26 protein-coding genes are annotated in these 24763 nt (G+C 28.8%); 15 read left to right on the top strand and 11 right to left on the bottom strand.

Translation table 11 applies throughout. From position 1 onward, the window contains the following. Window positions 1–30: 30 nt before the first annotated feature. Window positions 31–2316: an NADP-dependent malic enzyme gene (locus tag ACIJYF_RS07480; protein WP_435116576.1), complete on the top strand. Its 2286-nt coding sequence runs from the start codon at window positions 31–33 to the stop codon at window positions 2314–2316. Here ACIJYF_RS07480 and ACIJYF_RS07475 read toward each other — a convergent pair whose 3' ends face one another. Then, on the bottom strand, window positions 2317–2910 hold the full coding sequence (locus ACIJYF_RS07475) for a BON domain-containing protein (protein ID WP_435116574.1): 594 nt from the start codon (window positions 2908–2910) through the stop codon (window positions 2317–2319). Next, window positions 2900–3763 (bottom strand): 16S rRNA (cytidine(1402)-2'-O)-methyltransferase, encoded by an 864-nt coding sequence (gene rsmI, locus ACIJYF_RS07470; protein ID WP_435116572.1) that lies wholly within the window; start codon window positions 3761–3763, stop codon window positions 2900–2902. Before rsmI ends, ACIJYF_RS07475 begins: the two co-directional genes overlap by 11 nt. 34 nt (window positions 3764–3797) lie before the next feature. Here rsmI and ACIJYF_RS07465 point away from each other — a divergent pair, with 34 nt between their 5' ends. Beyond that, a complete protein-coding gene (locus tag ACIJYF_RS07465; RefSeq protein ID WP_435116570.1) occupies window positions 3798–4952 on the top strand; it encodes an ABC transporter substrate-binding protein in 1155 nt (384 codons plus the stop codon). On the opposite strand, the gene rdgB is transcribed toward ACIJYF_RS07465, so the two are convergent. Beyond that, on the bottom strand, window positions 4936–5532 hold the full coding sequence (gene rdgB / locus ACIJYF_RS07460) for an RdgB/HAM1 family non-canonical purine NTP pyrophosphatase (protein ID WP_435116568.1): 597 nt from the start codon (window positions 5530–5532) through the stop codon (window positions 4936–4938). The two genes, ACIJYF_RS07465 and rdgB, sit on opposite strands and share 17 nt — an antisense overlap. Window positions 5533–5574: 42 nt before the next feature. Here rdgB and ACIJYF_RS07455 point away from each other — a divergent pair, with 42 nt between their 5' ends. From ACIJYF_RS07455 to ACIJYF_RS07425, 7 genes are read left to right on the top strand one after another with little or no spacing between them, the layout of a single operon-like run. Continuing rightward, window positions 5575–6210: a nucleotide exchange factor GrpE gene (locus tag ACIJYF_RS07455; RefSeq protein ID WP_435116566.1), complete on the top strand. Its 636-nt coding sequence runs from the start codon at window positions 5575–5577 to the stop codon at window positions 6208–6210. Window positions 6211–6270: 60 nt separating this feature from the next. Beyond that, the gene (gene dnaK, locus ACIJYF_RS07450) at window positions 6271–8205 is read left to right on the top strand and encodes a molecular chaperone DnaK (RefSeq protein WP_435116564.1); all 1935 of its coding nucleotides are present in this window, start codon (window positions 6271–6273) and stop codon (window positions 8203–8205) included. A 32-nt stretch (window positions 8206–8237) separates the two neighbouring features. Continuing rightward, complete coding sequence (dnaJ, locus tag ACIJYF_RS07445) at window positions 8238–9365, top strand: molecular chaperone DnaJ (RefSeq protein WP_435116562.1); 1128 nt, start codon at window positions 8238–8240, stop codon at window positions 9363–9365. A gap of 35 nt (window positions 9366–9400) precedes the next feature. Next, entirely contained in the window at window positions 9401–10177 is a 777-nt protein-coding gene (gene dapB / locus ACIJYF_RS07440; RefSeq protein ID WP_435116560.1) for a 4-hydroxy-tetrahydrodipicolinate reductase, read from the top strand. After that, window positions 10177–10830 (top strand): endonuclease III, encoded by a 654-nt coding sequence (gene nth, locus ACIJYF_RS07435; RefSeq protein WP_435116558.1) that lies wholly within the window; start codon window positions 10177–10179, stop codon window positions 10828–10830. Before dapB ends, nth begins: the two co-directional genes overlap by 1 nt. A gap of 1 nt (window position 10831) precedes the next feature. Continuing rightward, window positions 10832–11758: an adenosine kinase gene (locus tag ACIJYF_RS07430; protein WP_435116556.1), complete on the top strand. Its 927-nt coding sequence runs from the start codon at window positions 10832–10834 to the stop codon at window positions 11756–11758. Window positions 11759–11792: 34 nt separating this feature from the next. Next, window positions 11793–12395: a TIGR02466 family protein gene (locus tag ACIJYF_RS07425; protein WP_435116554.1), complete on the top strand. Its 603-nt coding sequence runs from the start codon at window positions 11793–11795 to the stop codon at window positions 12393–12395. A gap of 2 nt (window positions 12396–12397) precedes the next feature. Here ACIJYF_RS07425 and ACIJYF_RS07420 read toward each other — a convergent pair whose 3' ends face one another. Beyond that, window positions 12398–12526 carry an alternative ribosome rescue factor ArfA gene (locus ACIJYF_RS07420; RefSeq protein WP_435116552.1) on the bottom strand — a complete coding sequence of 43 codons (129 nt, stop codon included), beginning with the start codon at window positions 12524–12526 and terminating at the stop codon, window positions 12398–12400. After that, on the bottom strand, window positions 12507–13070 hold the full coding sequence (locus ACIJYF_RS07415) for a winged helix-turn-helix domain-containing protein (RefSeq protein WP_435116550.1): 564 nt from the start codon (window positions 13068–13070) through the stop codon (window positions 12507–12509). The genes ACIJYF_RS07420 and ACIJYF_RS07415 overlap by 20 nt, the downstream gene beginning before the upstream one ends. A gap of 13 nt (window positions 13071–13083) precedes the next feature. Here ACIJYF_RS07415 and ACIJYF_RS07410 point away from each other — a divergent pair, with 13 nt between their 5' ends. Next, window positions 13084–13578: a L,D-transpeptidase family protein gene (locus ACIJYF_RS07410; protein WP_435116548.1), complete on the top strand. Its 495-nt coding sequence runs from the start codon at window positions 13084–13086 to the stop codon at window positions 13576–13578. Here the strand turns inward: ACIJYF_RS07410 and ACIJYF_RS07405 are convergent. Continuing rightward, window positions 13575–14234, bottom strand: coding sequence for a YggS family pyridoxal phosphate-dependent enzyme (locus ACIJYF_RS07405; protein WP_435116546.1), 660 nt, complete (start codon window positions 14232–14234; stop codon window positions 13575–13577). The two genes, ACIJYF_RS07410 and ACIJYF_RS07405, sit on opposite strands and share 4 nt — an antisense overlap. On the opposite strand from ACIJYF_RS07405, the gene ACIJYF_RS07400 reads away from it, so the two are divergent. After that, window positions 14229–14762: a thiamine phosphate synthase gene (locus tag ACIJYF_RS07400; RefSeq protein WP_435116544.1), complete on the top strand. Its 534-nt coding sequence runs from the start codon at window positions 14229–14231 to the stop codon at window positions 14760–14762. The two genes, ACIJYF_RS07405 and ACIJYF_RS07400, sit on opposite strands and share 6 nt — an antisense overlap. Window positions 14763–14811: 49 nt before the next feature. Here the strand turns inward: ACIJYF_RS07400 and ACIJYF_RS07395 are convergent, their stop codons facing one another. After that, entirely contained in the window at window positions 14812–15780 is a 969-nt protein-coding gene (locus tag ACIJYF_RS07395; protein WP_435116542.1) for a porin, read from the bottom strand. A gap of 238 nt (window positions 15781–16018) precedes the next feature. Between ACIJYF_RS07395 and ACIJYF_RS07390 the strand changes: the two genes are divergently transcribed. From ACIJYF_RS07390 to holA, 4 genes are read left to right on the top strand one after another with little or no spacing between them, the layout of a single operon-like run. Then, a complete protein-coding gene (locus ACIJYF_RS07390; protein ID WP_435116540.1) occupies window positions 16019–16579 on the top strand; it encodes a DUF3576 domain-containing protein in 561 nt (186 codons plus the stop codon). A gap of 20 nt (window positions 16580–16599) precedes the next feature. Further along, the gene (leuS, locus tag ACIJYF_RS07385; protein ID WP_435116538.1) at window positions 16600–19134 is read left to right on the top strand and encodes a leucine--tRNA ligase; all 2535 of its coding nucleotides are present in this window, start codon (window positions 16600–16602) and stop codon (window positions 19132–19134) included. Continuing rightward, window positions 19135–19602 (top strand): LptE family protein, encoded by a 468-nt coding sequence (locus ACIJYF_RS07380; RefSeq protein WP_435116536.1) that lies wholly within the window; start codon window positions 19135–19137, stop codon window positions 19600–19602. Then, window positions 19602–20594 carry a DNA polymerase III subunit delta gene (holA, locus tag ACIJYF_RS07375; protein WP_435116534.1) on the top strand — a complete coding sequence of 331 codons (993 nt, stop codon included), beginning with the start codon at window positions 19602–19604 and terminating at the stop codon, window positions 20592–20594. The genes ACIJYF_RS07380 and holA overlap by 1 nt, the downstream gene beginning before the upstream one ends. Here holA and ACIJYF_RS07370 read toward each other — a convergent pair. The 4 genes from ACIJYF_RS07370 to mnmG are packed head-to-tail and all read right to left on the bottom strand — an operon-like array spanning window position 20584 to window position 24757. Next, complete coding sequence (locus ACIJYF_RS07370; protein ID WP_435116532.1) at window positions 20584–21426, bottom strand: ParB/RepB/Spo0J family partition protein; 843 nt, start codon at window positions 21424–21426, stop codon at window positions 20584–20586. The two genes, holA and ACIJYF_RS07370, sit on opposite strands and share 11 nt — an antisense overlap. Continuing rightward, complete coding sequence (locus ACIJYF_RS07365; protein ID WP_435116530.1) at window positions 21426–22220, bottom strand: ParA family protein; 795 nt, start codon at window positions 22218–22220, stop codon at window positions 21426–21428. The genes ACIJYF_RS07370 and ACIJYF_RS07365 overlap by 1 nt, the downstream gene beginning before the upstream one ends. Next, window positions 22221–22886, bottom strand: coding sequence for a 16S rRNA (guanine(527)-N(7))-methyltransferase RsmG (locus ACIJYF_RS07360; protein WP_435116528.1), 666 nt, complete (start codon window positions 22884–22886; stop codon window positions 22221–22223). It abuts the gene before it with no gap. Further along, the gene (gene mnmG / locus ACIJYF_RS07355) at window positions 22886–24757 is read right to left on the bottom strand and encodes a tRNA uridine-5-carboxymethylaminomethyl(34) synthesis enzyme MnmG (protein WP_435116526.1); all 1872 of its coding nucleotides are present in this window, start codon (window positions 24755–24757) and stop codon (window positions 22886–22888) included. The genes ACIJYF_RS07360 and mnmG overlap by 1 nt, the downstream gene beginning before the upstream one ends. Window positions 24758–24763: the final 6 nt, after the last annotated feature.

Genomic DNA, 24763 nt, shown 5'->3' with positions numbered 1-24763 from the left:
TTACCCTAATTGTATACCTAATTATCAAAAATGAAAAAAACTAACATTGATCACTATACAGATAAAGAAGCTTTAGATTTTCATAAAGATAAAAAACCTGGGAAGATAGAGATCATTTCATCAAAAAATATGACCACCAAGAGAGATCTTGCTTTAGCATACTCACCAGGTGTTGCGGCTCCTGTAAGAATGATTAGTGAAAATCCAGACTCTGCGTATGATTACACAAGTAAAGGGAATTTAGTAGCTGTTATAAGCAACGGATCTGCCATATTAGGAATGGGTAATTTAGGAGCCCTTGCATCAAAACCTGTAATGGAAGGTAAGGCAGTACTTTTTAAAAGATTTGCAGATATTGACTCCATTGATCTTGAAATAGATTGTTCTGATACAGATGAAATTGTTAATTCAATTAAAAATTTTGCTCCAAGTTTTGGAGGAATAAATTTAGAAGACATAGCTGCTCCCGATTGTTTTATAATAGAGGAAAAATTAAAAGAAATTTTAGATATTCCTGTCTTTCACGATGATCAGCATGGGACAGCTATTATTACAACTGCAGCATTAATAAACGCATTAGACATAAGTGGCAAATCAATAAAAAAAATCAAAGTAGTTGTTAATGGAGCTGGTGCATCTGCTCAAGCATGTACAGAGTTATTTAAAAATTCAGGTGTTCCAAATGAGAATATTATTATGCTAGATAGAAAAGGTGTAATTTACAAAGGAAGACCTGATGGAATAGATCAATGGAAATCAAGATATGCAATTGAAACTGATTTGCGAACTCTTGAAGAAGCAATAAATGGTGCGGATGTTTTTCTTGGTTTGTCAGCTAAAGGTGCTCTTAAAAAAGAATTTGTAATAAAAATGGCAAAAAATCCTATAATTTTTGCTTGTGCAAATCCTGATCCTGAAATTACCCCTGAAGAAATAAACGAAGTAAGAAGTGACGCCATAGTTGCAACTGGAAGATCAGATTATCCAAATCAAGTAAATAATTTAATTGGTTTTCCCTATATTTTTCGAGGCGCTCTTGATGTTAGATCAAAGACAATAAATGAAGAAATGAAAGTCGCTGCTGCTGAAGCGATTGCAAAACTTGCAAGAGAAGATGTTCCAGACGAGGTTGTGGCTGCTATGGGAGGTGAAAGACCACAATATGGTAAAGAATATATTATTCCTTCAACATTTGATCCAAGATTAATAAGTATCATTCCAGCCGCTGTTGCAAAAGCTGCAATGGATAGTGGGGTTGCAAGAAAAAATATTAATGACTTTGAGATATATAAAGATCAACTTAGACAAAGATTAGATCCAACCGTAACCATTATGCAAGGTATCAATTCTTACATTAAAAAAAATCAAAAAAGAATAGTATTTGCCGATGGTGAAGATGAAATCACACTTAAAGCTGCAATAGCATTTAAAAATTCTAAATTAGGTATCCCAATTCTTGTGGGAAAAGAAGAAAAAATAAAAGAACAAATTAAAAATATTGGTTACAGCGAAAATTTTGATATCGAAATAGTAAACTCAAAAAATGCTGAAAAAAGAAGTAAATATGTAAAACATTTGTTTCAAAAATTACAGAGAGAACAAGGGTTTCTAGAAAGAGATTGTGATAGACTTGTTAGAAACGATAGAGTGATATGGGCAACTAGTATGGTTGCCTGTGGTGATGCAGATGGTGCTGTTACAGGAAACACAAGACGTTTTGGTGCTTCATTAGACAAAATAAAACAAGTAGTTGATGTTAGAGATGGTGAAATTATGTTTGGTCTCAATATGGTTGTTCACAAAGGTAAAACTATTTTTGTTGGTGATACCAGTGTTCATGAATATCCAACCTCAGAACAAATGGCAGAAATAGCAATTTCAACAGCTAGAGTGGTAAGGCTTTTTGGTTTTGATCCTAAAGTAGCATTTGTTTCTCACTCTACATTTGGTCAGCCTCTCACAAGCCGAACAAAACATATTAGAAACGCAGTAGATATTTTAAAAAAACAAAAAGTAGATTTTGAATTTGATGGAGATATGCAACCAGATGTTGCTTTAAATCCTGAATATGAAGAACTTTACCCTTTCTCAAAAATTGTTGGAAAAGCAAATATTTTGATTATGCCTGGTCAACATAGTGCTGCGATATCTTATAAAATGATGAAAACTTTAGGAGACACTAAAGTTATTGGTCCTTTATTAATTGGGCTTGGATTACCAATAGAGATAGCTCCTCTAAGATCTTCAACATCAGAACTTATTAATTTAGCATCTATAGCTGCTTATTCTGCAGATGTAATTGATTATAAAAAATAATTATTCTCTTTGAATTCTTAGATCTTCTACAAGGATAATACTTGCGATAACGTCTTCTACATCTAATATTTCTTTAGCTTCACTAATCACGAGATCTTTTTCTTCAGCAGTTAATGCAATACCATAAACATAAATTTTTTTTTTATAAGTATCTATTTGATAGTTAGTTGCTTTAATATTTTTATTTAAAATAATTGCTGTACGCAGCTGAGAGGTTATTAAGATATCTTTTGCAGAACTTTTAAAGTTAAATTCTTCTTTAATCTTTATATCATTGCGAACTGATCTAACACCTTTTATCTCCCAAGCTAATTTTGTTAGTAATAATTTTTCCTCAGGATTATCAACTTTTCCTGTTAAAAAAATTCTTCCATCTAATACTTTAGATTTTACTGATAATAGATATTTTTTATCTTTAACAAGAATTTTCGCAGCTAAATTTTTTTGCATGATCGAATCATCCATTTGAGTACCAACAGTTCTCGGATCAAAAGCAATAGAAACTCCAGTGCCAAAAATTCCTTTTGAGGAAACTCCAGCACAGCTAGATAAAATTACACTTATCAAAATTACTACTATAAATCTAAATCTCATCTTTTATTTGTAAACAATAATTATAAATTTCTTTTTTTGAAATATCTTTGTCTTGACTAATAATTTCAGTAATTTCTTTTATAGTTAATTTATTAATCATCTTTTTTATTATATTCATATCTGATTCACTCAATTTTTGTGACATATTTTTTTCAATTTTTTTTTCTGAAATTACTATTGTTAGCTCTCCTTTTAGCTCTTTGTTAAATATTTCTAAATCATCAACGTCTTTTCTTATAAATTCTTCATATACTTTTGAAATTTCTCTACAAAATATTACTTTTCTTCCGCTAAAATTCTTTTTTAATTCAGGAATAATTTTATTCACTTTTTTTGAAGATAAAAAAAAAACAAATGTGTCATTGAATTTTGATACTTGATTAAAGACGTTTGCAATTGCCTGTTTTTTTTCAGGTAAAAATCCATAAAAAATAAATTTTTCTGAAAAACCGCTTATTGATACCGCTGTTGCGACAGCTGAAGGTCCTGGAATTGGAATAATTTTAATATTATTTTTCACACATTCATTTACTAAAATTGCACCTGGATCAGAAATGCTTGGAGTTCCTGCATCTGAAATTAATGCAATTGTTTCTCCAGATTTAAGAAGATCTATGATCTTATTTAAATTTTTTGACTCATTAAATTTATGATTAGAGATCAGACGTGATTTTATTTCATATCTATCTAATAAAATTCTAGAAACTCTTGTGTCTTCACAAAGAATATAAGTAGATTTTTTTAATGTTTCTATGGCTCTTAAAGTAATATCTTTCAAGTTACCAATTGGTGTTGATACTAAATAAAGACCATTTTCATTATCTTTTATTTGAGATTGTGATTTTATGATCATAATTAAGCTTAAAAAATATTATACTAACATTAAAATGAGTAAATTTATTAAAATTATTTTTTTTGTAATAATAAATTTTTCTTTATTGCTTTCATTTTCCACAAAAGCTTCAGAAAAAATTAAAATCGGTTTAATGGTTCCTTTAACAGGTGAAAATAAAGAGCTAGGACAATCAATTATTAAAGCTGTCAGATTGGCAGTCAAAGATATTAATAATATTTCAATAGAAATTATTCCTAAAGATACAGCCTCTAAAGCAAACAAGTCACTTAAATCAGCATTTGAATTAAAACAAATGGGTGTAAAGGTTGTTATTGGTCCTGTTTTCTATGATAGCATATCCTATTTAGATGAAATCAAAGATATAACTTTTTTATCATTAACAAATAAAACACTAGATCTTCCAAAAAATGTAATTTCTGCGGGAATTAATTCAACCTCTCAATTCAATACTATAAAAAAATTTATAGAAACGAATAACATAAAGAGAACAATATTTTTTACACCCATTCAGAATTATGAATTTGAAGTTAAAAAAGGAATTAAAGAATCAAGAATTAAAATATTTAAAAATTATGACTATAATACAGAACCAACAAAATTAACTAAACAAATTGAAGAAATTACCAATTATCAGATAAGAAAACAAAACTTAGAAAATGAAATTTTAAGATTAAAAAAATCAAATCAACCAAACAAAGAAAAAAAAATTAAAAAACTTGAACAGAGATATACTTTAGGTGGATTAAATTTTGATGCAGTTGTTATTGCAGATTTTGATGAAAGTTTAAAAAGTGTATCCACATCACTTTTATACACGGATGTTTCTCCTAAAAATAAGTATTTTATTACATTAAACCAGTGGTTTAATAAGAGTTTATTAAATGAAGTAGATATACAGCCTTTATATTACCCTTCCATAAATCAAAATAATTTTGAAAAATATAAAGATAAGTTTTTTAAAGAATTTAATGAATATCCTTCTCACTTATCCTTATTAAGCTATGATCTTGTGGGACTTATATATTATTTATCAATAAAAAATAATCTATCTGATTTAAATAAAGTTTTTAAAAAAAAGAATTCTTTCAAAGGCAAGATTGGTATTTTTGATATTAAGAATAACAAAATTAATCATCGTTTAAATTTTTATAAAATTGAAGACAAAAAAATTACAGAAATTTTCTAATTTTCTTAAACGCAGCAAAACGGTGATCAATTTTATATTTTTGCAAAGCACTCATTTCACCAAAAGTCTTTCTTTTATTTTTAGGAATAAAAATTGGATCATAACCAAAACCATTTTTACCCTTTGGTTTTGCAGAAATATAACCCTCAACTTTACCCAAAACAGATGCTATTTTTTTATCCAAATGACAAATTGATAGTGCACAAATAAATCTAGCTTTAACTTTCTTAACTTTCCAGTTTTTGTCTTTTTTTGATAATTCTTTATAGACTTTATTTATTGCTTTTTTAAAATCACCTTTTTTTCCACCCCATCTGGCTGAATAAATTCCTGGATTTTTATTTAAAAAGTCTATCTCAAGACCTGAGTTGTCAGCTAAACAGATTAACCTGGTTTTTTTTGAGAAATACTTAGATTTTATGATTGAGTTTTCTTCAAATGTTAGTCCATCTTCTTTAGGACTCTTAAGTTTAAATTCAGATGTTGAGTAAGTTTTAATGTATTTTGGCAATAAATCTTTAATTTCCCTATATTTTCCATTGTTATTTGTGCCTATAAGCAATTTTGAGATTTTTTTCATTAATACCTAGCAATTCTGAGATTTCTTACCATATATGCTGTCATGGAAAAAGAGAAAAACCTTAATCAAGAAAATACATCAACTGAAAATTCAAATAAGGAAACTGAGACTGACAAACAGTTAGATGAGAATCAAGAAGATAATAAAAGTACAGAAGAAAAAATAGAATTATCCCCTGAAGAAAAGATAAAAGAATTAGAAGATAAATTGGCAAGAACTTTTGCTGAAATGGAAAACCAAAGAAGAAGGTTTGAAAAAGAAAAAGATGATGCATTTGATTATGGTGGTTTTATATTTGCAAAAGAAGCTTTGAATTTAATTGATAACCTTACGAGATCTAAACTGATTTTAGAGAGTGACGAAGCTCTTAAAGACACCGAGGCATTAAAAAAAACTTTGGAACATTTTGATATAATAAATAAAGATTTAATATCTATTTTTACTAAAAATAATATTAAACCAATTGATTGTCTTAATAAAAAATTAGATCCAAATTTGCATCAAGCAATGATGGAAATTGAAGACGATCAAAAAGAGCCCGGAACTATTGTTCAAGAAGTTCAACAGGGTTTCATGATAAAAGACAGATTGCTAAGACCATCTTTAGTTGGTGTATCTAAAAAGACAGAAAATAAAGATGATAAAAGTAAGGAAAATAAGGAGAATTTAGACAAATAATTATATTTGTTGAACTTGTAGAATTAATATTAACACATATATGAGGAGAGAGTAAAAATTATGAGTAAAATTATTGGGATAGATCTTGGTACTACAAATTCATGTGTTTCAATTATGGAGGGAAGCCAACCTAAAGTATTGGAAAATGCTGAGGGTGCAAGAACAACTCCATCAGTTGTAGCCTTTACAGATGATGGAGAAAAACTAGTCGGTCAACCTGCAAAAAGACAAGCTGTAACAAATCCTGAAAATACAATTTTTGCTGTTAAAAGATTAATAGGAAGAAATTTTGAAGATCCAACTGTAAAAAAAGATATTGCTGCAGCGCCTTTTAAAATAGTTAACTCTGAAAAAGGTGATGCTTGGATTGAAGCAAAAGGAGAAAAATACTCACCCTCTCAAATTTCTGCTTTTATTCTTCAAAAGATGAAAGAGACTGCTGAAAAATATTTAGGCCAAGAAGTAACTAAAGCAGTAATAACAGTACCTGCATACTTCAACGATGCACAAAGACAAGCAACGAAAGATGCTGGTAAAATAGCTGGTCTAGAAGTTTTAAGAATTATTAATGAACCTACAGCAGCTTCACTTGCGTATGGTTTGGATAAAAAACAAAATAAAAAAATTGCAGTATACGATTTAGGTGGAGGAACATTTGATGTTTCTATTCTTGAATTAGGAGATGGTGTGTTTGAAGTAAAATCTACTAATGGAGATACTTTTTTAGGTGGTGAAGACTTCGATAACACAATTGTTGATTACTTGATTGCTGAATTTAAAAAAGATAATGGTATAGACCTAACATCTGACAAACTTGCACTTCAAAGATTAAAAGAGGCTGCAGAAAAAGCTAAAATTGAACTATCTTCTGCTGAACAAACAGATATCAATTTACCATTTATCACTGCTGATAAAACGGGACCGAAACATATTAATTTAAAAATGACCAGAGCTAAACTTGAAGCTCTTGTTGAGGATTTAATAGCAAGAACATTGCCACCTTGCAAGACAGCATTGAGTGATGCTGGTATATCAGCAAGTGATATAGATGAAATTGTTATGGTTGGTGGAATGACTAGAATGCCAAAAGTTCTAGCTGAAGTTAAAAACTTTTTTGGAAAAGATCCAAATAAAAGTGTTAATCCAGATGAAGTAGTTGCTATGGGTGCAGCGATTCAAGCTGGTGTACTTCAGGGTGATGTAAAAGATGTGCTTCTTTTAGATGTTACACCTTTATCTCTAGGTATTGAGACTCTTGGTGGTGTATCAACTAAACTAATTGAAAAAAATACAACAATACCAACAAAAAAAAGCCAAGTATTTTCTACAGCAGAAGATAACCAGCCTGCGGTTTCAATCAGAGTACTTCAAGGTGAAAGAGAAATGGCAACTGATAACAAAATGTTAGGAAATTTTGAGTTAGTTGGAATTGCTCCTGCACCAAGAGGAGTTCCTCAAATTGAAGTTACTTTTGATATTGATGCAAACGGGATAGTTAGTGTTTCAGCAAAAGACAAAGGAACTGGTAAAGAACAAAAAATTCAAATCCAAGCTTCTGGCGGATTAAGTGAAGAAGAAATTGAAAAAATGGTTAAAGACGCAGAAGCTAATAAAGAAGAAGATAAAAAGAAAAGGGAGTCTGTAGACACAAGAAATCAAGCGGACACTTTAATTCATTCAACTGAAAAAAATCTTAAAGAGCATGGATCAAAAATTACCGATGCTGAGAAAAAAGCAATCGAAGATGCCTCTTCAACTTTGAAGGAAGCTCTTAAAGGAACTGACAATGAAGATATAAAGAAAAAAACAGAAGTGTTAGTTCAAGCATCAATGAAATTAGGTGAGGCTATATATAAAGCTCAAGAGAAAAAACCAGATTCACCTAATGATAGTAAAGATAACGATGAAGAAAAAAAAGATGATAACGTAGTTGATGCAGATTTTGAAGAAGTAAAAGAAGAAAATAAAGAAGAAGATAAAGAAAAAAGCGCTTAAGAATATCAACGATCATTATCTCAGGGTAACTTATGGCTAAAAGAGATTTCTATGATGTTTTAGGTGTAGGAAAAAGTGCATCTCCTGATGAATTGAAATCAGCCTATAGAAAACTTGCTGTCAAATATCATCCTGATAAAAATCCTGGTGATAAAGTTGCAGAAGATAAATTCAAAGAAGCCAGTGAAGCTTACGGTATTCTCTCAGATAAAGAAAAAAAACAAAACTATGATAACTTTGGTCATGCAGCATTTGAAAATGGAGGTGGAAGACAAGGTGGTGGTTTTAGCGGTTTTGGTGGAGCAGATTTTTCAGATATTTTTGAAGATTTTTTTGGAGATTTTGGTGGTGGTGGAAGATCAAGAAGCAGAAGTACTAATAACAGGGGCTCAGATCTAAGATACGATTTATCAATTACGCTTGAGGAGGCTTACCAGGGTAAAAAACAAGATGTTAAGTTTTCAACTACAGAAAAATGTAATACTTGCAAGGGGAATGGTTCAAAACCGGGACATTCTCCAGATAGATGTACTTACTGTGGAGGAAATGGAAAAGTAAGATCCAATCAAGGTTTTTTCACTGTTCAACAAACTTGTCCTCAATGTAATGGCAATGGAGAAGAAATCACTCATCCTTGTGTCGACTGTAACGGGCAAGGAAAAAAACAAGCATCTAAGAAAATATCAGTAACAATTCCAAAAGGCGTTGATGATGGAACAAGAATTAGATTAGCAGGTAAGGGAGAAGCTGGTAGCAGAGGTGGTGCAACAGGTGATTTATATTTATTTATTAATGTTTATTCTCATGATCTATTTAAAAGATCTGACGAAAATTTATTTTTTGAATTTCCACTTTCTCTCGCAGATGCCGCATTAGGTACTACCATTGAAATTCCTACTATTGATGGAGGCAAAGCTAAAATAAAAATTCCAGATGGAACTCAAAATGGTAAGCAATTCAGGTTAAAAGGTAAAGGAATGCCTTATATGAGAAGAGGCGATTTTGGTGATTTATATGTTCAGGTAAAAACTGAAGTACCTGTATACTTAAATAAAAAACAAAAAGAATTGCTAGAGCAGTTTAGAGAAATAGAAAACGATAAATCAAATCCAAGTATTAAAAAATTTTTTCAAAAAGCAAAAGATTTTTGGAAAAACTAAAAGACTAATCTTATAAAAAAGGTTAATATTTATTAATGAAAAATATTAATTTAGCAATCTCAGGATGCATGGGCAGAATGGGTCAGCAACTAATAAAGTCTTCCAAAAAAAATAAAAATTTTAAATTAGTTACACTTACAGAAAACAGATTAGTTAATAAAAAATTTAATGGTATTAAACCAGAGTTAAATTCTGAAAAAGCATTTAAAAAAACAGATGTAATTATTGATTTTACAGTTCCTAATTGCACACTAGAAATATTAAAAATAGCATCTAAACTTAAAAAAGGGGTTGTAATTGGAACAACTGGTTTTAATAAAAAACAAGAAACCCAAATCAAAAAATATTCAAAAAAAATACCTATTTTAAAAGCTGGTAACATGAGCTTGGGTGTAAATTTATTGATGTATTTAACTGAAATTGCCTCAAAATCATTAAATGACGAATATTTAAGTAAAATATTTGAGGTTCATCATAGACACAAAAAAGACTATCCATCAGGTACGGCCTTAATGCTTGGAAAAGGTATTGCAGTTGGAAAGAATAAAGATTTATATAATTTGATTGGAAAGAAATTTTTAAATAAAAAATCTTTTCCCTATGGAAAAAAAATTAATTTTAATTCAATTAGAAAAGGTGAAATTATTGGAGAACATGTAGTAAAATTCTCAAATGGAAAAGAGATAATAACATTAAATCATGAAGCTTTTGATAGAGAACTTTACTCTGATGGAGCTTTAACTGCTTCCAAATGGTTAATGAAAAAAAAACCTGGATTATACTCTATGAGAGATTTACTTAACTTTTCTTAATGAATGAAGATCAAAAGGCAAAAGTTATAATTAAAACATTAAATAAAATTTACCCAAGAGCACCAGTTCCTTTAAAAAGTAAAAATACTTTTACACTACTAATTTCTGTTCTTCTTTCGGCTCAATGTACCGATGTAAATGTTAATAATGTAACTAAAGACATATATCCAAAATACTTCAAACCAGAACACTTTGTAAAATTAGGAAGAAAAAAAATTGAAAAATTAATAAAAAAAATTGGTATTTTTAGAGTTAAAGCTAAAAGTATTTACCTAATGTCAAAACAAATTATAAAAAAGCATAATGGCAAAGTACCTAAAACCTTTGAAGAATTAGAAAAGCTACCTGGTGTGGGCCATAAAACAGCAAGTGTGGTGATGTCCCAAGGTTTTGGATATCCAGCTTTTGCAGTTGATACTCATATTCATAGACTTGCACAACGATGGGGTTTAACAAATGGAAAAAATGTAGTTCAAACTGAAAAAGATTTAAAAAGAATATTTCCTAAAAAAAACTGGTCCAAACTTCATTTACAAATAATTTTTTATGGCAGAGAATATTGTAAGGCAAGGGATTGTTATGGACTAACATGTGAAATATGTACTACTTGCTACCCAAAGAGAAAAAAACCTGTTATTACCCAAAAGGCATAATATGAAAATTTTAGGAATAGGAAATGCTATAGTAGACGTTCTATGTAAAGTAGATGATGATTTTTTAGAAAACAATTCTCTAATAAAAAGTACAATGAAGCTTATTAATGAAGAAGAATTTAAAAAGTTATTATCATCGTTAAAAATTGAAGAAACAATATCTGGAGGTTCTGTTGCGAATTCAATAGTAGGACTTTCTCAATTACAAAATGATGTTGGTTTTATTGGTAAAATAAATAACGATAATTTAGGCAAAAAATATGAAGAAGGTCTAATAAAGGAAAACGTTAATTTTTTATATTCAAAAAAAGATGAACCAATACCTACTGGTAGTTGTTTAATTTTAATAACTCCAGACTCAGAAAGAACAATGTGCACTTTTTTAGGCACCGCAGGTAAAATTAATGATCAAGACATCGACTCTAACATGATAAAAAAAAGTGAGATTACATTCCTAGAGGGATATTTATGGGACGAAGGTGAACCTAAAAAAGCTTTTGATAAAGCCATGAATCATTCAAACAAAGTTGCAATGTCATTATCTGATCTTTTTTGTGTTGAACGTCATAAAGACCAATTTATTCATTTAGTAAAGAATAGGTTAGATATTATTTTTGCTAATGAACAGGAAATCTTATCCTTAACTAACAGCAAATCATTTAGTGATGTTATCTCGTATTGTAAGGAATTAGATAAGGAAATTATAATAACTAAGGGTGAAAAAGGAGCAGTTGCTATTAAAGGTAATGAAACCTTTGAATGTTCAGCAATAAAAGATTTAAAAGTAACTGATCTCACAGGAGCTGGCGATTTATTTGCAGCAGGATATCTTCATGGAGTAATTAATAATATGAGTGTAGAACAGAGCTTACAAAAAGGTACTGAATTATCATCAAAAATTATCCAAAAAATAGGAGCAAGAATTTAAGTTTAAAAAAATGGTAAAAATATTATAATTATTTATGAATAATCCTGAAATTTCATTATATTTTCCTGAACCGGTCCTCAAATATAAATTTGAAGATTATGAAAGTTTTAACAAAGATCTAAGAAAATATATTTACGAACTTCAAAAGGAAAGTTCCTCTGGACAAATAAAATCAAATAGAGGTGGATGGCATTCTCCAAACTTTAAATTAACTGACAAAAACTCCATACAATTTAAATTTGGACTAAAACTACAAAAATATATTCTTAAGTCATTTCAGACACTTGAATGGAAAACAGAAAATAAAAATATAAGAATTAATTCAATGTGGGCTATTATTAACAAAAAAGATGATTATAATGTTGTTCACACTCACCCAAATTCATATTTAAGTGCTGCCTACTATGTAAGTGCACCAAAAAATTGTGGAAGATTTCAAGTAGAAAGTTTAAATATTGCTAAAAGACATTTTTATCCTGAAGTTCTTAAAAACAACGAATTAAATGCTAATGTTGCAGGATTAGAAGTAAAAGAAGGTGATTTATTAATGTTTCCTGGATACTTACCTCATAAAGTGGCAATGAACGAGTCTGATGAGGATAGAATTGTTATCAGCTTTAATGTGGGTATTAAATAATACTATTCTTTAATACTTTTTTTACGTTTAAAGCTTCCCTTCCCTTTTTTTGGATTAACAATTCTTGGTTTATATTTTTTTGTATACAATTTCTGAATTAATGGATTTTTTTTATTTGATCTTGTATCCATTTTTAATACTTACAATAAAATTATTATCACCAAAAAAATCAAAGAATTTTTTTCTAAGTCTATAGATGTGAGTTTCAACAGTGTGGGTTTCAAGATGGGATTGATAGCCCCATACATTTTTTTGGAGCTCCATAGGACTTACTGGGTTATTTGATTTTAATAAGTAAATTATAGTATTTACCTCTTTTTCAGTTAATTTAAGATTTTTGTTTTCTAAAATTATTTGTCGAGAGTTTAAATTAATTTTATAATTCTTTACTTTTATATGTGACTGATAGTTAAATTTTTTTTTTAAAAACTCTATATTGATTTTTTCAACAATTTTTAAAATATTTGTTGGAAATTGTTCTATTATTAACTGACTAGTAATATTTGAATATTTTTTTTTTGAAATAATTAAAAAATTCTCTAATTCATTTATTGTACTATTCAGAATCTTATCATTTGTAACTTCGATAATATTAAAATTTAACTCCTGTTCAATTTCTTTAAAAATTTTATAAAAAGGAGTAAATTGATAAATAATTAAATTTTGATAACTCATTTATTATTAGAATATGGATATTTACTTAAAAAACAAACAAACACTTCAAATTGATGACTATTATTTTAAATGTTCTATTGGAAAAATGGGGCTAACATTAAAAAAAAAGGAGGGGGATATCAAAACACCAAAAGGAATATTTGGGATTGAAAATTTATATTTCAGAAAAGATCGATTAAAAAAACCTCAAACCAATTTAAAATGTATTGAAATAAAAAAAGATATGGGTTGGTGTGATGACGTAAATTTTGAACGAAAATATAATAAACTAATAAAAGTTAATAAAAACATAAAGCATGAAAAATTAAAAAGAAAAGATCACAAATATGATTTGTTTATACCAATAAAATATAATTTTTTAAAACCCATAAAAGGAATGGGAAGTTGTATATTTATTCACTTAACTAACAACTATAAGCCAACGGCTGGATGTATTGCATTAAAAGAGAAGGATTTTATCATTATGTTAAAATTAATAAACAAAAATTCAAAAATAAAAATATCCTAAATTCTTTGACCAAAAATTCTAGAACCTATTCTTAAATAAGTGGAATTGTTTCTAGCTGCTTTTAAATAATCAGAAGACATTCCCATGCTAAGTTCACTAAAATTAAAAGATAAGTTTAATTCATTCATTTTATTAAAATAATTATTTGGATCAATATTTGCTGGGGGTATGCACATAAGGCCAATCACATCAAGTCCAAGCTCTTTACAAAATAAAATTAAATTTTTTGTTAAAGTTTGGTCAACTCCAGATTTTTGAGTCTCATTTCCAATATTTACTTGGATAAATATCTTAATTTTTTTTTTTATTTTAGATTGTTCATCAAAAATTTTCTTTGCAAGTTTTTCACTATCAACTGAATGAATAAAATCAAATAATCTAACAGCTAACTTAACTTTATTGGTTTGTAATTTTCCAATCATATGAAGCTTTAATTCAGGTTTTTTTATTTTGATTTCAGTCCATTTCTCGATTGCTTCTTGAATTTTATTTTCACCAAAATCTCTGTGACCATACTCTATTAATGGTAAAATACTATCCTTCTTAAAAGTCTTGGACACTGCAATAATATTTGGTAAATTTATATTGTTTAAACCACTTAAATTTAATTTTATTTCGTTTTCTATATTAATTAAATTTTGAACACTAATATGCATTATAATTTTAGGACAAAATATTACTTTATAGATACTTTTGATACAAAAAATATTGATAAAATTGACAGGCGAACTGTGGTGATATTTAGAAATTATCTACTTAAACAAACAGATGAGGTACTGTTATTAAAAATAAAAAAATATTGTAAAAAAAGAAAAATTAAATTTTACCTGTCAAATAATATTAAATTAGCTTTAAGGCTTAATTTGGATGGAGCGTATATTCCCTCATTTAATAAGAATTTTAATCATTTAAATTATTCTCTAAAAACAAAATTTGAAATTGTTGGATCCTCTCATAATATCAAAGAAATAAGAACTAAAGAGACCCAAAAGGTTAAAAAAATATTTATTTCCTCTCTTTTTAAAAGAAATAAAAATTATTTGGGATTAAATAAATTTAAATTATTATGCTCATTAACAAAAAAACAAACTATAGCTTTAGGTGGAATATCCAAAAATAATTTAACAAAACTTAGACTTTTAAAATTTCCTGAATTTGCAGGTATTTCATATTTTAAAGAGTAAAAAAAAAGGCCCCTAAAAAGGGGCCTTCTTTAATAAAAATTAAACTAAATTAGAATGCAAATGAAGCACCAAGTGCCCATCTTTCTCTATCTTCAGTTGCTGTAGTAGTACCATCGATGTCAGTAGCATCAGACATTGCAGCAGTAATAGTCATACCACCTGCAGTGTAAGAAGCTGATATCGATTCGTACTCAGCAGTTAAAGAGTTTGTAGTAATCTCTTCTGAACCGTAAGATACAGATAACTCATCACTAATTGTGTATGACAATTTGTAAGAAGTCATTTCATCATCAGCAGTATCAGTTTGTGCATCATACTCGTAGTCACTGTAAGCAACTGTTACTGGACCATAAGCATAACTTCCTTTTAGCATAGTAGCATCGTTTACATTTCCTACTGAATTGTCTTCACCAGTAGCGTAAGTTACTGATAGACCTTCAACACCTGTGTATGTAGCGTTCCAACCCATTGCAGAGTCAGTACCTTCACCACCTGGTAGGTATGAAGCATTTACAGCTAAACCATCCATAAGTGACGGTAAAGTGTACATCATCATGTTGTTTCCTGATCCAACACCACTTGGCTCTAAACCACCTTCATCATCAAATTGATCCCAGATGTCACCAGCAGCAGTAGCATCTACAGCTGTAGTAGCTGAAGATCCACCTTCACCAGAGAACTTAAGAGTTCCTAAAGAATCAGAGCTGATTGATACTGAGTGAGAATCGAACGGAGTTCCGTCGTTATCAGATTTATTATTACCAGCTGCAGTTGTTGCATCATCATTCTGGTCTAAGATAAATGAAAGAGAAACGTTTAATCCGTTATCTAATTCGCCTGAACCAGTAAATGTTAACTGGTTACCCATTGAGAATGTTTTACCAGTATCACCAGCACCACCGTTAGTGTGCTCAACGTTTAAACTTGCACCACCGGCTACTGTCATTTCTCCAGCAAATGCTGAAGTAGCAACAAGTGAACCTGCTAATGCAGTTAAACCTATTTTTTTAATGTTCATATTAATTACTCCTTTTTATTTATTTGTTATTATTAATAATAAACAAGAGTTACTTATCATTTTTAGAAAAGAGGAATAATTTTATGATCGTATTTAGGTAAATTATTTGATTACTGTTGCATTTATACAACACTAAAATACGTTGATTTATATGTATTTTGTTGAATATTACACTATATAGTTATTAATGATCAATTTAGACGTCTAAACGTCTTAAAATGTGAAAAATTAAACAAGTATGAATATAAAAATTTTATTATCAGTTATTTTAGTTATTTTTTTAACATCTTGTAAAAATGGTAAACTTCCAGGTGGGGATGCAAGGAAATTTCCTGATGACCCAAAACTTAGAGTTAAGAAAAACTTAGAGGAAGGAAGAGGTTTCAGATTAAATGATGCTATTGGAGGTATTAATCGTGGAGGTGCTTTTGAATTTGCTAGTTCAAATGAATTATGGAGAGCTTCTTTGGATGTAATTGATTTCATGCCTTTAATTTCTGCAAATTATAGTGGAGGTATAATCATCACAGACTGGTACTCTGATGCTACAAGCTCAAATGAAAGTTTAAAAATAACAATTAGATTTTTAACTAATGAAATTAGATCTGATGCGATAGACGTTAAAGTGCACAATAAAATTTGTTCTAATGATCTTTCTAAATGTAAAATTATTCAAACTGATGGCGTGCTTGTAACAGAAATTAAAAAGAAAATTTTAAAACGAGCTGCTATTTATGAAAAACAAAAAAAAGATAAAAAGTTTAAACCATATAAAAATGATGGTTTTGGAATCGAATAATAAATTTCAATAATCTACCTGTGGAAAGATATAATTTTAAAATTGTAGAAGAAAAATGGCAAAAATATTGGGAAAAAGAAAAAACTTTTTCCACTAAAGTTGATAAAAGTAAAAAAAAATTTTATTGCCTTGAAATGTTTCCTTATCCATCAGGAAAAATTCATATGGGACATGTTAGAAATTATACAATAGGTGATGTTTTAGCTAGATACAAATCATTACAAGGATATAATGTTTTACATCCCATGGGTTGGGACTCCTTTGGTATGCCTGCAGAAAATGCTGCAAGGCAAAATAATTTAAATCCTAAAGATTGGACAGAGTCAAATGTTTCTAATATGAAATTACAGCTTAAGAGGCTAGGCTTATCCATTGATTGGGATAGAGAAATATCAACATGTTCTGAAGATTATTATAAGCACCAACAAGAATTTTTTTTAGAACTTTATGACAAAGGTTTAGTTTACAGAAAAGAACAAGATGTTAATTGGGACCCCATAGATCAAACAGTTCTTGCAAACGAACAAGTTATCGATGGAAAGGGCTGGAGATCAGGTGCTCCTGTTGTAAAAAAAAAATTAAATCAATGGTTTTTTAATATCACAAAGTTTTCAAACGAATTATTAGAAAGTTTAGATGATCTTGATGAATGGCCTAATAAAGTTAAAATTATGCAAAAGAATTGGATTGGAAAATCTTTTGGTTGTGAAATTAATTTTAAAATAAATTCCTCAAAAGATGTAAAGGAGATTAAATGCTTTACCACAAGACCTGACACTTTGTTTGGTTTATCTTTTCTAGCTCTTTCTATTGACCATCCTTTGTCTGAACTTTACAAAAATGACCAGAAATTTTTAGATTTTAAAGAACGATGTTTACAAAGTGGTACAACTGAGGAATCTATTGCAAATGCTGATAAAATTGGTTTTAAAACTGATCTTGAGGCAATAAATCCTTTAGATGAAAAAATTAGAGTGCCTGTTTACTTTGCTAACTTTGTTCTTATGGATTATGGATTGGGTGCAGTTTTTGGTTGCCCGGCTCATGATCAAAGAGATTTAGATTTTGCAAATAAATATGATTTAAAAGTTAAAACAGTTGTAACTCCTAATTTTGATGATCAAAATTTTTCTGTAAAAGAGGAGGCATACACAGGACCAGGATATATTTTTAACTCTTCATTTCTTAATGGTCTTAAAAGTCCAGACGATTCTATTATTAAAACTATTGAGTATCTTGAGTCTAGAAAATTAGGAGTTAAAAAAATTAACTTTAGATTGAAGGATTGGGGAGTATCTAGACAAAGATATTGGGGTTGTCCAATACCTATAATTTATGATGATGACAATAATCCTCAAAAACTTCCAAAAGAAATGTTGCCTGTGAGACTTCCAAAAATTGAAAAATTAAGCACCACTGGTAATTCTCTTGATCAATTAGAGGAATGGAAAGATATTGTAATAGATGGAAAAAAGTACACAAGAGAGACAGACACTCTTGACACATTTGTAGATTCTTCCTGGTACTATTTAAGATTTTGTTCTCCAAAAAATGATAAATATGGTTTTAATTATGAAGATGTAAATTATTGGATGCCTGTTGATCAGTATATAGGAGGAGTAGAGCATGCAATATTACACTTATTGTATTCAAGATTTTTTATGCAAGCTCTTTCTTATCAAAATGAAAAATTAAATATTACCGAACCGTTTAAAGGTCTTTTTACTCAAGGAATGGTTTGTCATGAAACTTATAAGGATGAAAATAATAACTGGGTAAGCCCAGATCAGATCACTTCAATTAATGGAAAAAAATATTTAAAGGATGATACAAAAAAAGAAATCAAAGTTGGCCCCTCAGAGTCTATGTCAAAATCTAAAAAAAATACAATTGATCCAGAAAATATAATAAATAGTTATGGCGCAGACTCTGCAAGATTATTTATTTTGTCTGATAGTCCACCAGAAAAAGATGTTCAATGGTCTGAAGAAGGAATTTCTGCTTCATATAAATTCATTCAAAAATTATGGAACTTAAACAAAATAATTCTTGAAGAAATAAAAAAAAATCACTCAATGGATGAAGATGATGAAATAGAAATATTCACAAATAAATTCATTAAAAAAATAAGTAATAATTTAGATAATTTTAGTTATAATATAATTGTTGCCAATCTTCACGAAATGCACTCTTATATGATAAAAAATATACAAAGAGGCTACAAACAAAAAACCATCAAAGAAAATTATAGAAAAATTTTAACCACCATAATGCCTATTATTCCTCATTTTTCCTCTGAATGCCTAAAAATAATTGGTCAAGAGAAACATGCATGGCCCGATTATGACCAAAAAATAATTAAGGAAGATAAAATAAATTTTGTAATCCAAATTAATGGAAAAAAAAGAGGTCTTATTTACTTAGATAATAATAAATCAAAAGAAGAAATAATAGAAATTGTTAAAAAAGAAGAAAGTTTAAGCAAATATTTAAAAGATAGTAAAATCGTAAAAATGATTTTTGTGCCAAAAAAATTAATAAATATAATTATTTAAATGATTAAAATTAAAAAATTAATTCCATTTTTTTTAATAGTAATATTTTTGAATAATTGTGGGTACACTCCAAGATATGCTTTGAACAAAAATGTTAATTTTTCAATTAATATAATTGAACTTAAAGGTGATCGTGAATTTAATAATTCTTTAAAATCAAAAATAGCAAGATATGGAAAAAGAGATGATAATAAGAAATTTTATGATTTAAGTTTAACAACAAAATATAATAAGAATGTCAAATCAAGAGATGTGGCTGGATTGGCTCAAGAATATGAGCTAGTAATGACTGTTGATGTAATAGTCAAATCAGAGTTAATAGAGCCAAAAAAAATATTTTTTAAAGAAACATTTAATATGAAAAAATTTGAAGATTCTTTTGAAGAAAAAAATTATGAAAAAATAATGAAAGAAAATTTATCTGATATAATCTTAGATAGGATAATAATGTATTTATTTAAATTATAATGATTTTAAAGTCATATGAGCTTAAAAAATCGACTTTAAATTTAAAAAAATTTTTTCTTTTTTATGGAAAAAATGAAGGTTTAAAAAATGAAGCTTTTAATATTTTAATTAAGGACAGAAATAAAATTTCAAGCTATGAAGAAAAAGAAATCTTAGATAATGAAAATAATTTTATTGAAAATATTTTATCTAAATCTCTTTTTGAGACAGAAAAATTTATTATTATTAAAAGAGCTACCGATAAAATATTAAGAATAATTGAAAACCTAAAAGAAAAAAACCTGGAAGATACTACAATTATTTTAAATTCAGAGAGTTTAGAGAAAAAATCAAAATTAAGATCTTTTTTTGAAAAAAATAAAACATTAGTTTGTGTTCCCTTTTATCCTGAAAATCATCAAACATTATCTAAATTAGCTTATAATTTTTTAAGAAAAAAAAAAATTTCAATCTCATCCTCAAATATAAACTTAATAGTAAACAAATGCAGTGGAGATAGGGAAACACTTATAAATGAGCTTCAGAAAATTGAGCTTTTTAGCAAAAATGGAAAGCAAATTAATAGTGATAATATATCAAAATTAATCAATTTAAGTGAAAACCATAATATATCTGAACTTATTGATAATTGCCTAGCTCAAAATAAGAGGAAAATAATAAGTATCTTAAATGAAAATAATTTTAGTAATGAAGACTGTATTATGATTGTTAGATCTTTTATAATCAAATCAAAAAAATTACTGGCCTTAACAAAAGTATTTGAGACTAACAAAAATATCGATTTGACCATATCATCAGCAAAACCACCAATTTTTTGGAAAGAAAAAGAAATAACAAAACAGCAGATTTCAAAGTGGAGCTCGAAAAACATTAAACAACTAATTTATTCACTGAGTGAGACTGAATTACAAATTAAAAAAAATATGAATAATTCAATTAATTTAATTACAGATTTTATTTTACTTCAGTCTTCTGTGACTACTAATAATTAGATTTAATAATATCTATAATTTTATTCAACTGATTTAGGTCTTTATATTCAAAAGAAATTTTTCCTTTATTTCTTTTGTTGTTTTGTATTTCTACATTTAATCCTATCTTATTTGATACAGAAAGCTCAAGAGCAATAATATTAGTATCTTTTGTAATCTTTGACTTTTGTCTTTTCTTTTTAAACAATTGAACAAAATTTTCTGCTTGTCTTACTGAAAGTTTATTTTCTACAATTTTATTAGCAACAAAACTTGCATTTTCTAGACCTACTAAAATCTTAGCATGTCCTGTCGATAACTTATTTGACTCTATTAATTTTATCACTTCGTCTGGTAAGGTAAGTATTCTTAAAGAATTTGTTATATAACTTCTACTTTTGCCAATAAATTTTGAAACTTTTTCTTGATCATAAGAAAATTCATCAATTAATCTTTTATAACCCTGAGCTTCTTCTAGTGGATTTAAATCATGCCTTTGCACATTTTCGACTATTGCAAATTCTAAAGATTTTAAATCATCTACATCTGTGAATACCACTGGAACAGTGTGTATCCCTGCTCTTTGTGCAGCTAACCATCTTCTCTCACCTGCAATGATTTCAAATTTTGAATTTTCATTATTTGATTTTCTAACTATGATTGGCTGAATTATTCCTCTTTCTTTTATGGAGTTTGTTAAGTCCTCTAAGTTTATCTCGTCAAAATTCTTTCTAGGTTGATATTTGTTGGGCACTAAATCACTTATCGATAGCTGATTTGTTTGAGCCTCCACTTTAGTCTCACCAATTAGCGATGATAAACCTCTTCCAAGACCTTTTTTAATTTTATCCATTAAGCTGCGCTCCCTATTGTTGACTCTTGATTTATAAATTCATCTGTAAAACTAAAATAAGATTTACTGCCAGGACACGATTTGTCATAAATTAAAACTGGCATCCCATGAGAAGGCGCTTCTGATAACCTAACGTTCCTTGGAATTACGGTTGAGTAAACTTTTTCATTAAAATAATCTCTAGCTTCCTTTTCTACTTGAGAAGAAAGTTTATTTCTTTTGTCATACATGGTCAAAAGTATCCCTCTGATTTTCAAATCAGGGTTTAAACTTACTTTTATCCTTTCAATAGTTTTCATTAGTTGGGTTAATCCCTCAAGAGCAAAGAATTCTGTTTGTAAAGGCACCAAAAGTGAGTTTGAGCAAACAAGTGCCATAACTGTTAGAAGACTTAGGGAAGGCGGACAATCAATCAATACATAATCGTATGATCCTCTAGAATTGTTTAAATAAGCGCCTAATTTAGCCTTTAATATGAAGGCTCTATTACTATCATTAGCTGTTTCAACCTCAAGTCCTGATAGATCTACATTAGAAGTTATAATATCTAAATTTTCAAACTGAGTCTTCTTGATTATCTCATTAATCTGTCTAGTTCCATTCAACACTCCATAGATTGTATCACTAGAGTTATCTACATTAGATAATCCAAGACCTGTTGTGGCATTTCCTTGAGGATCTAAATCGATAACTAAAATTTTTTTATTAAGTTGAGTTAATCCAGCTGCTAAATTTATGACGGTTGTTGTTTTTCCAACCCCACCCTTTTGATTTATTACTGAAATAATTTGCATTTAATTTTTCTTATATCTTTTTTTATTTTTCTTCGTAATTTTTTTTATATTTAATAAAAATGAATCCTCATTCGTTAAACTTTTTTTTTCTATGAACTCTAAATCCCAATCATTTTTAGATTGTTCAAATATTTTTTTTCCACTCTTTCCCATAAAAAAAATTAAATTTTTATATTTTGAAAAATTTTCATAAACCAAATCTAAAACTACAGGCATTGGCTTAAAAGCTCTTGACATTATGGTACCTGTTTCCAAATTTTTTATCTCAAAAATATTTTTTTGAATAATTTTTGTATTTAAATTTAGTTTTTCTGAAACTTCCTCTAAAAAACGGCTTTTATGATAGCTTTTTTCATAAAGGTGCACATTCATATTATTTTTCATGTTTTTGAGTATAATTGCTACTACTATTCCTGGCATACCGGCTCCTGAACCTAAATCTATAGTTGTATTGTAATTAAAGTTAACAAAATCAATAATTTGTGCAGAATCTATAATATGGCGGTCAATTATAGCCTTTTTTGATGATGTTTTTTGGCTGATTATGTTAATTTTTTTATTTTTTTCAATAATCATAGATATATAATTTTCAAAGTCCAAGAATGTTTCACGTGAAACATTTAGGTCATTTAGTTTGGAGTATGAATTTAAAATTTCTTGATCCATTAAGCTATATGCTTAATAGACTTTCTTTTAACGTGTGACAACAAAATATATACAGCAGCTGGAGTAATTCCATCAATTCTCAATGCTTGGCCCATTGTTTTTGGTTTTATTTCCTTAAATTTAGTTTTTACCTCATTTGACAACCCTGAAAGATCATCATAATTGATTTCATCTGGTATTATAAGGTTTTCATCTCTTTTAAAGGCTAAAATATCAGCTTTTTGCTTCTTCAAATAACCTCTATAGTGAGCATTAATTTCAACCTGCTCGTCTATTTCTTTGCTAAAAAAAGGTATGTCAGTCCATATTTCTCTAATTTTATTCATATCAACTTCTTTTTGAGTTAATATTTCATTAGAAGATCTTAAAACACCGTCTTTTGCTATTTTTATACCAAATTTATCAGCTTTATTAGGTGATATAGTTGATTGACCCATTTTTACATTAATTTGGTTAATTTTTTCAAATTTATCAAGATAAAGAGCTTTTCTTGCGTCACCGATTAACCCTATCGCTATTCCTTTTGCAGTTAATCTTTGATCTGCATTATCAGATCTCAGACTTAATCTATATTCAGCTCTTGATGTAAACATTCTGTATGGTTCAGCTACACCTTTGGTTACTAAATCATCGATCATTACTCCTATGTATGCATCTGATCTGTCAAGAATGAAAGGCTCTAATTTTTTAATTGATAAAGCAGCATTTATCCCAGCTATAAGACCCTGAGCCGCTGCCTCTTCGTAACCTGTTGTTCCATTAATCTGGCCTGCAAGATAAAGATTACTAATCTTCTTAGTCTCAAGCGTTAAAAACAGTTCTCTTGGATCTATATAGTCATATTCTATGGCATATCCTGGTCTTATAATAGACACATTCTCTAAACCATTGATATTGTTACATATTTCTTGTTGAATTTCTTCTGGAAGGGATGTGGAGATGCCATTTGGGTAAATTGTATGGTCATTAAGCCCTTCAGGCTCTAAAAATATCTGGTGCCGACCCTTATCAGTAAATTTTACTATCTTGTCTTCAATAGATGGGCAGTATCTAGGCCCAACACCTTGTATACTACCAGAGTACATAGCACTCTTAGATAAATTTTTTTCAATAATTTTATGAACCTTATCGTTAGTATAAGTCATACGACATGAAACTTGTTTGTTAATATTTTTTTTAGTTAAGAAAGAAAAAAAATAAGGATCGTCATCTGCAAACTGCTCTTCTAAATTTTCATAATTAATTGTTCTTGAGTCAAGTCTAGGAGGAGTTCCTGTTTTTAATCTTCCTAATTTAAAATTATATTTTTCTAATTGTTGACTTAATCCCGTTGAAGGTTTCTCATCATACCTTCCTGCAGGTGTTCTTTCATCGCCTATATGTATCAAACCATTTAAAAAAGTGCCCGTTGTTAGTATTAGCTTAGAACATAAAACTTTTTTACCTTCTTTAGTTATAAATCCAGTTATTGTATTTTTATCAAAAATAAACTTTATTACAGGATCAGAAAAAATGTTTAAATTACAATAGTTTGCAAGTTTTTCTTGCATATATTTACGATACAATGATCTGTCGGATTGAGTTCTTGGTCCTCTTACTGCTGGGCCTCTACTTCTGTTTAATAATCTAAATTGTATACCTGATTTATCTGCAACTTCGCCCATAACACCGTCAAGAGCATCTATTTCTCTTACCAAATGACCTTTGCCCAAACCCCCTATTGCTGGGTTACAAGACATCTCTCCAATTGTCTCTATCTTATGAGTGAATAGGGCAGTGTTAACTCCTAGTCGTGCAGAAGCTGCGGCTGCCTCACATCCTGCATGGCCGCCACCTATTACTACAAGATCAAATGATAAATCATTTTTCATGAGTTG

It is taken from the genome of Candidatus Pelagibacter bacterium nBUS_49 (genome assembly GCF_051200925.1).
Classification (GTDB): Bacteria; Pseudomonadota; Alphaproteobacteria; order Pelagibacterales; family Pelagibacteraceae; genus Pelagibacter.
The sequence above is the reverse complement of the archived record's forward strand: the minus strand, read 5'-3'. Positions and strand labels throughout refer to the sequence as shown.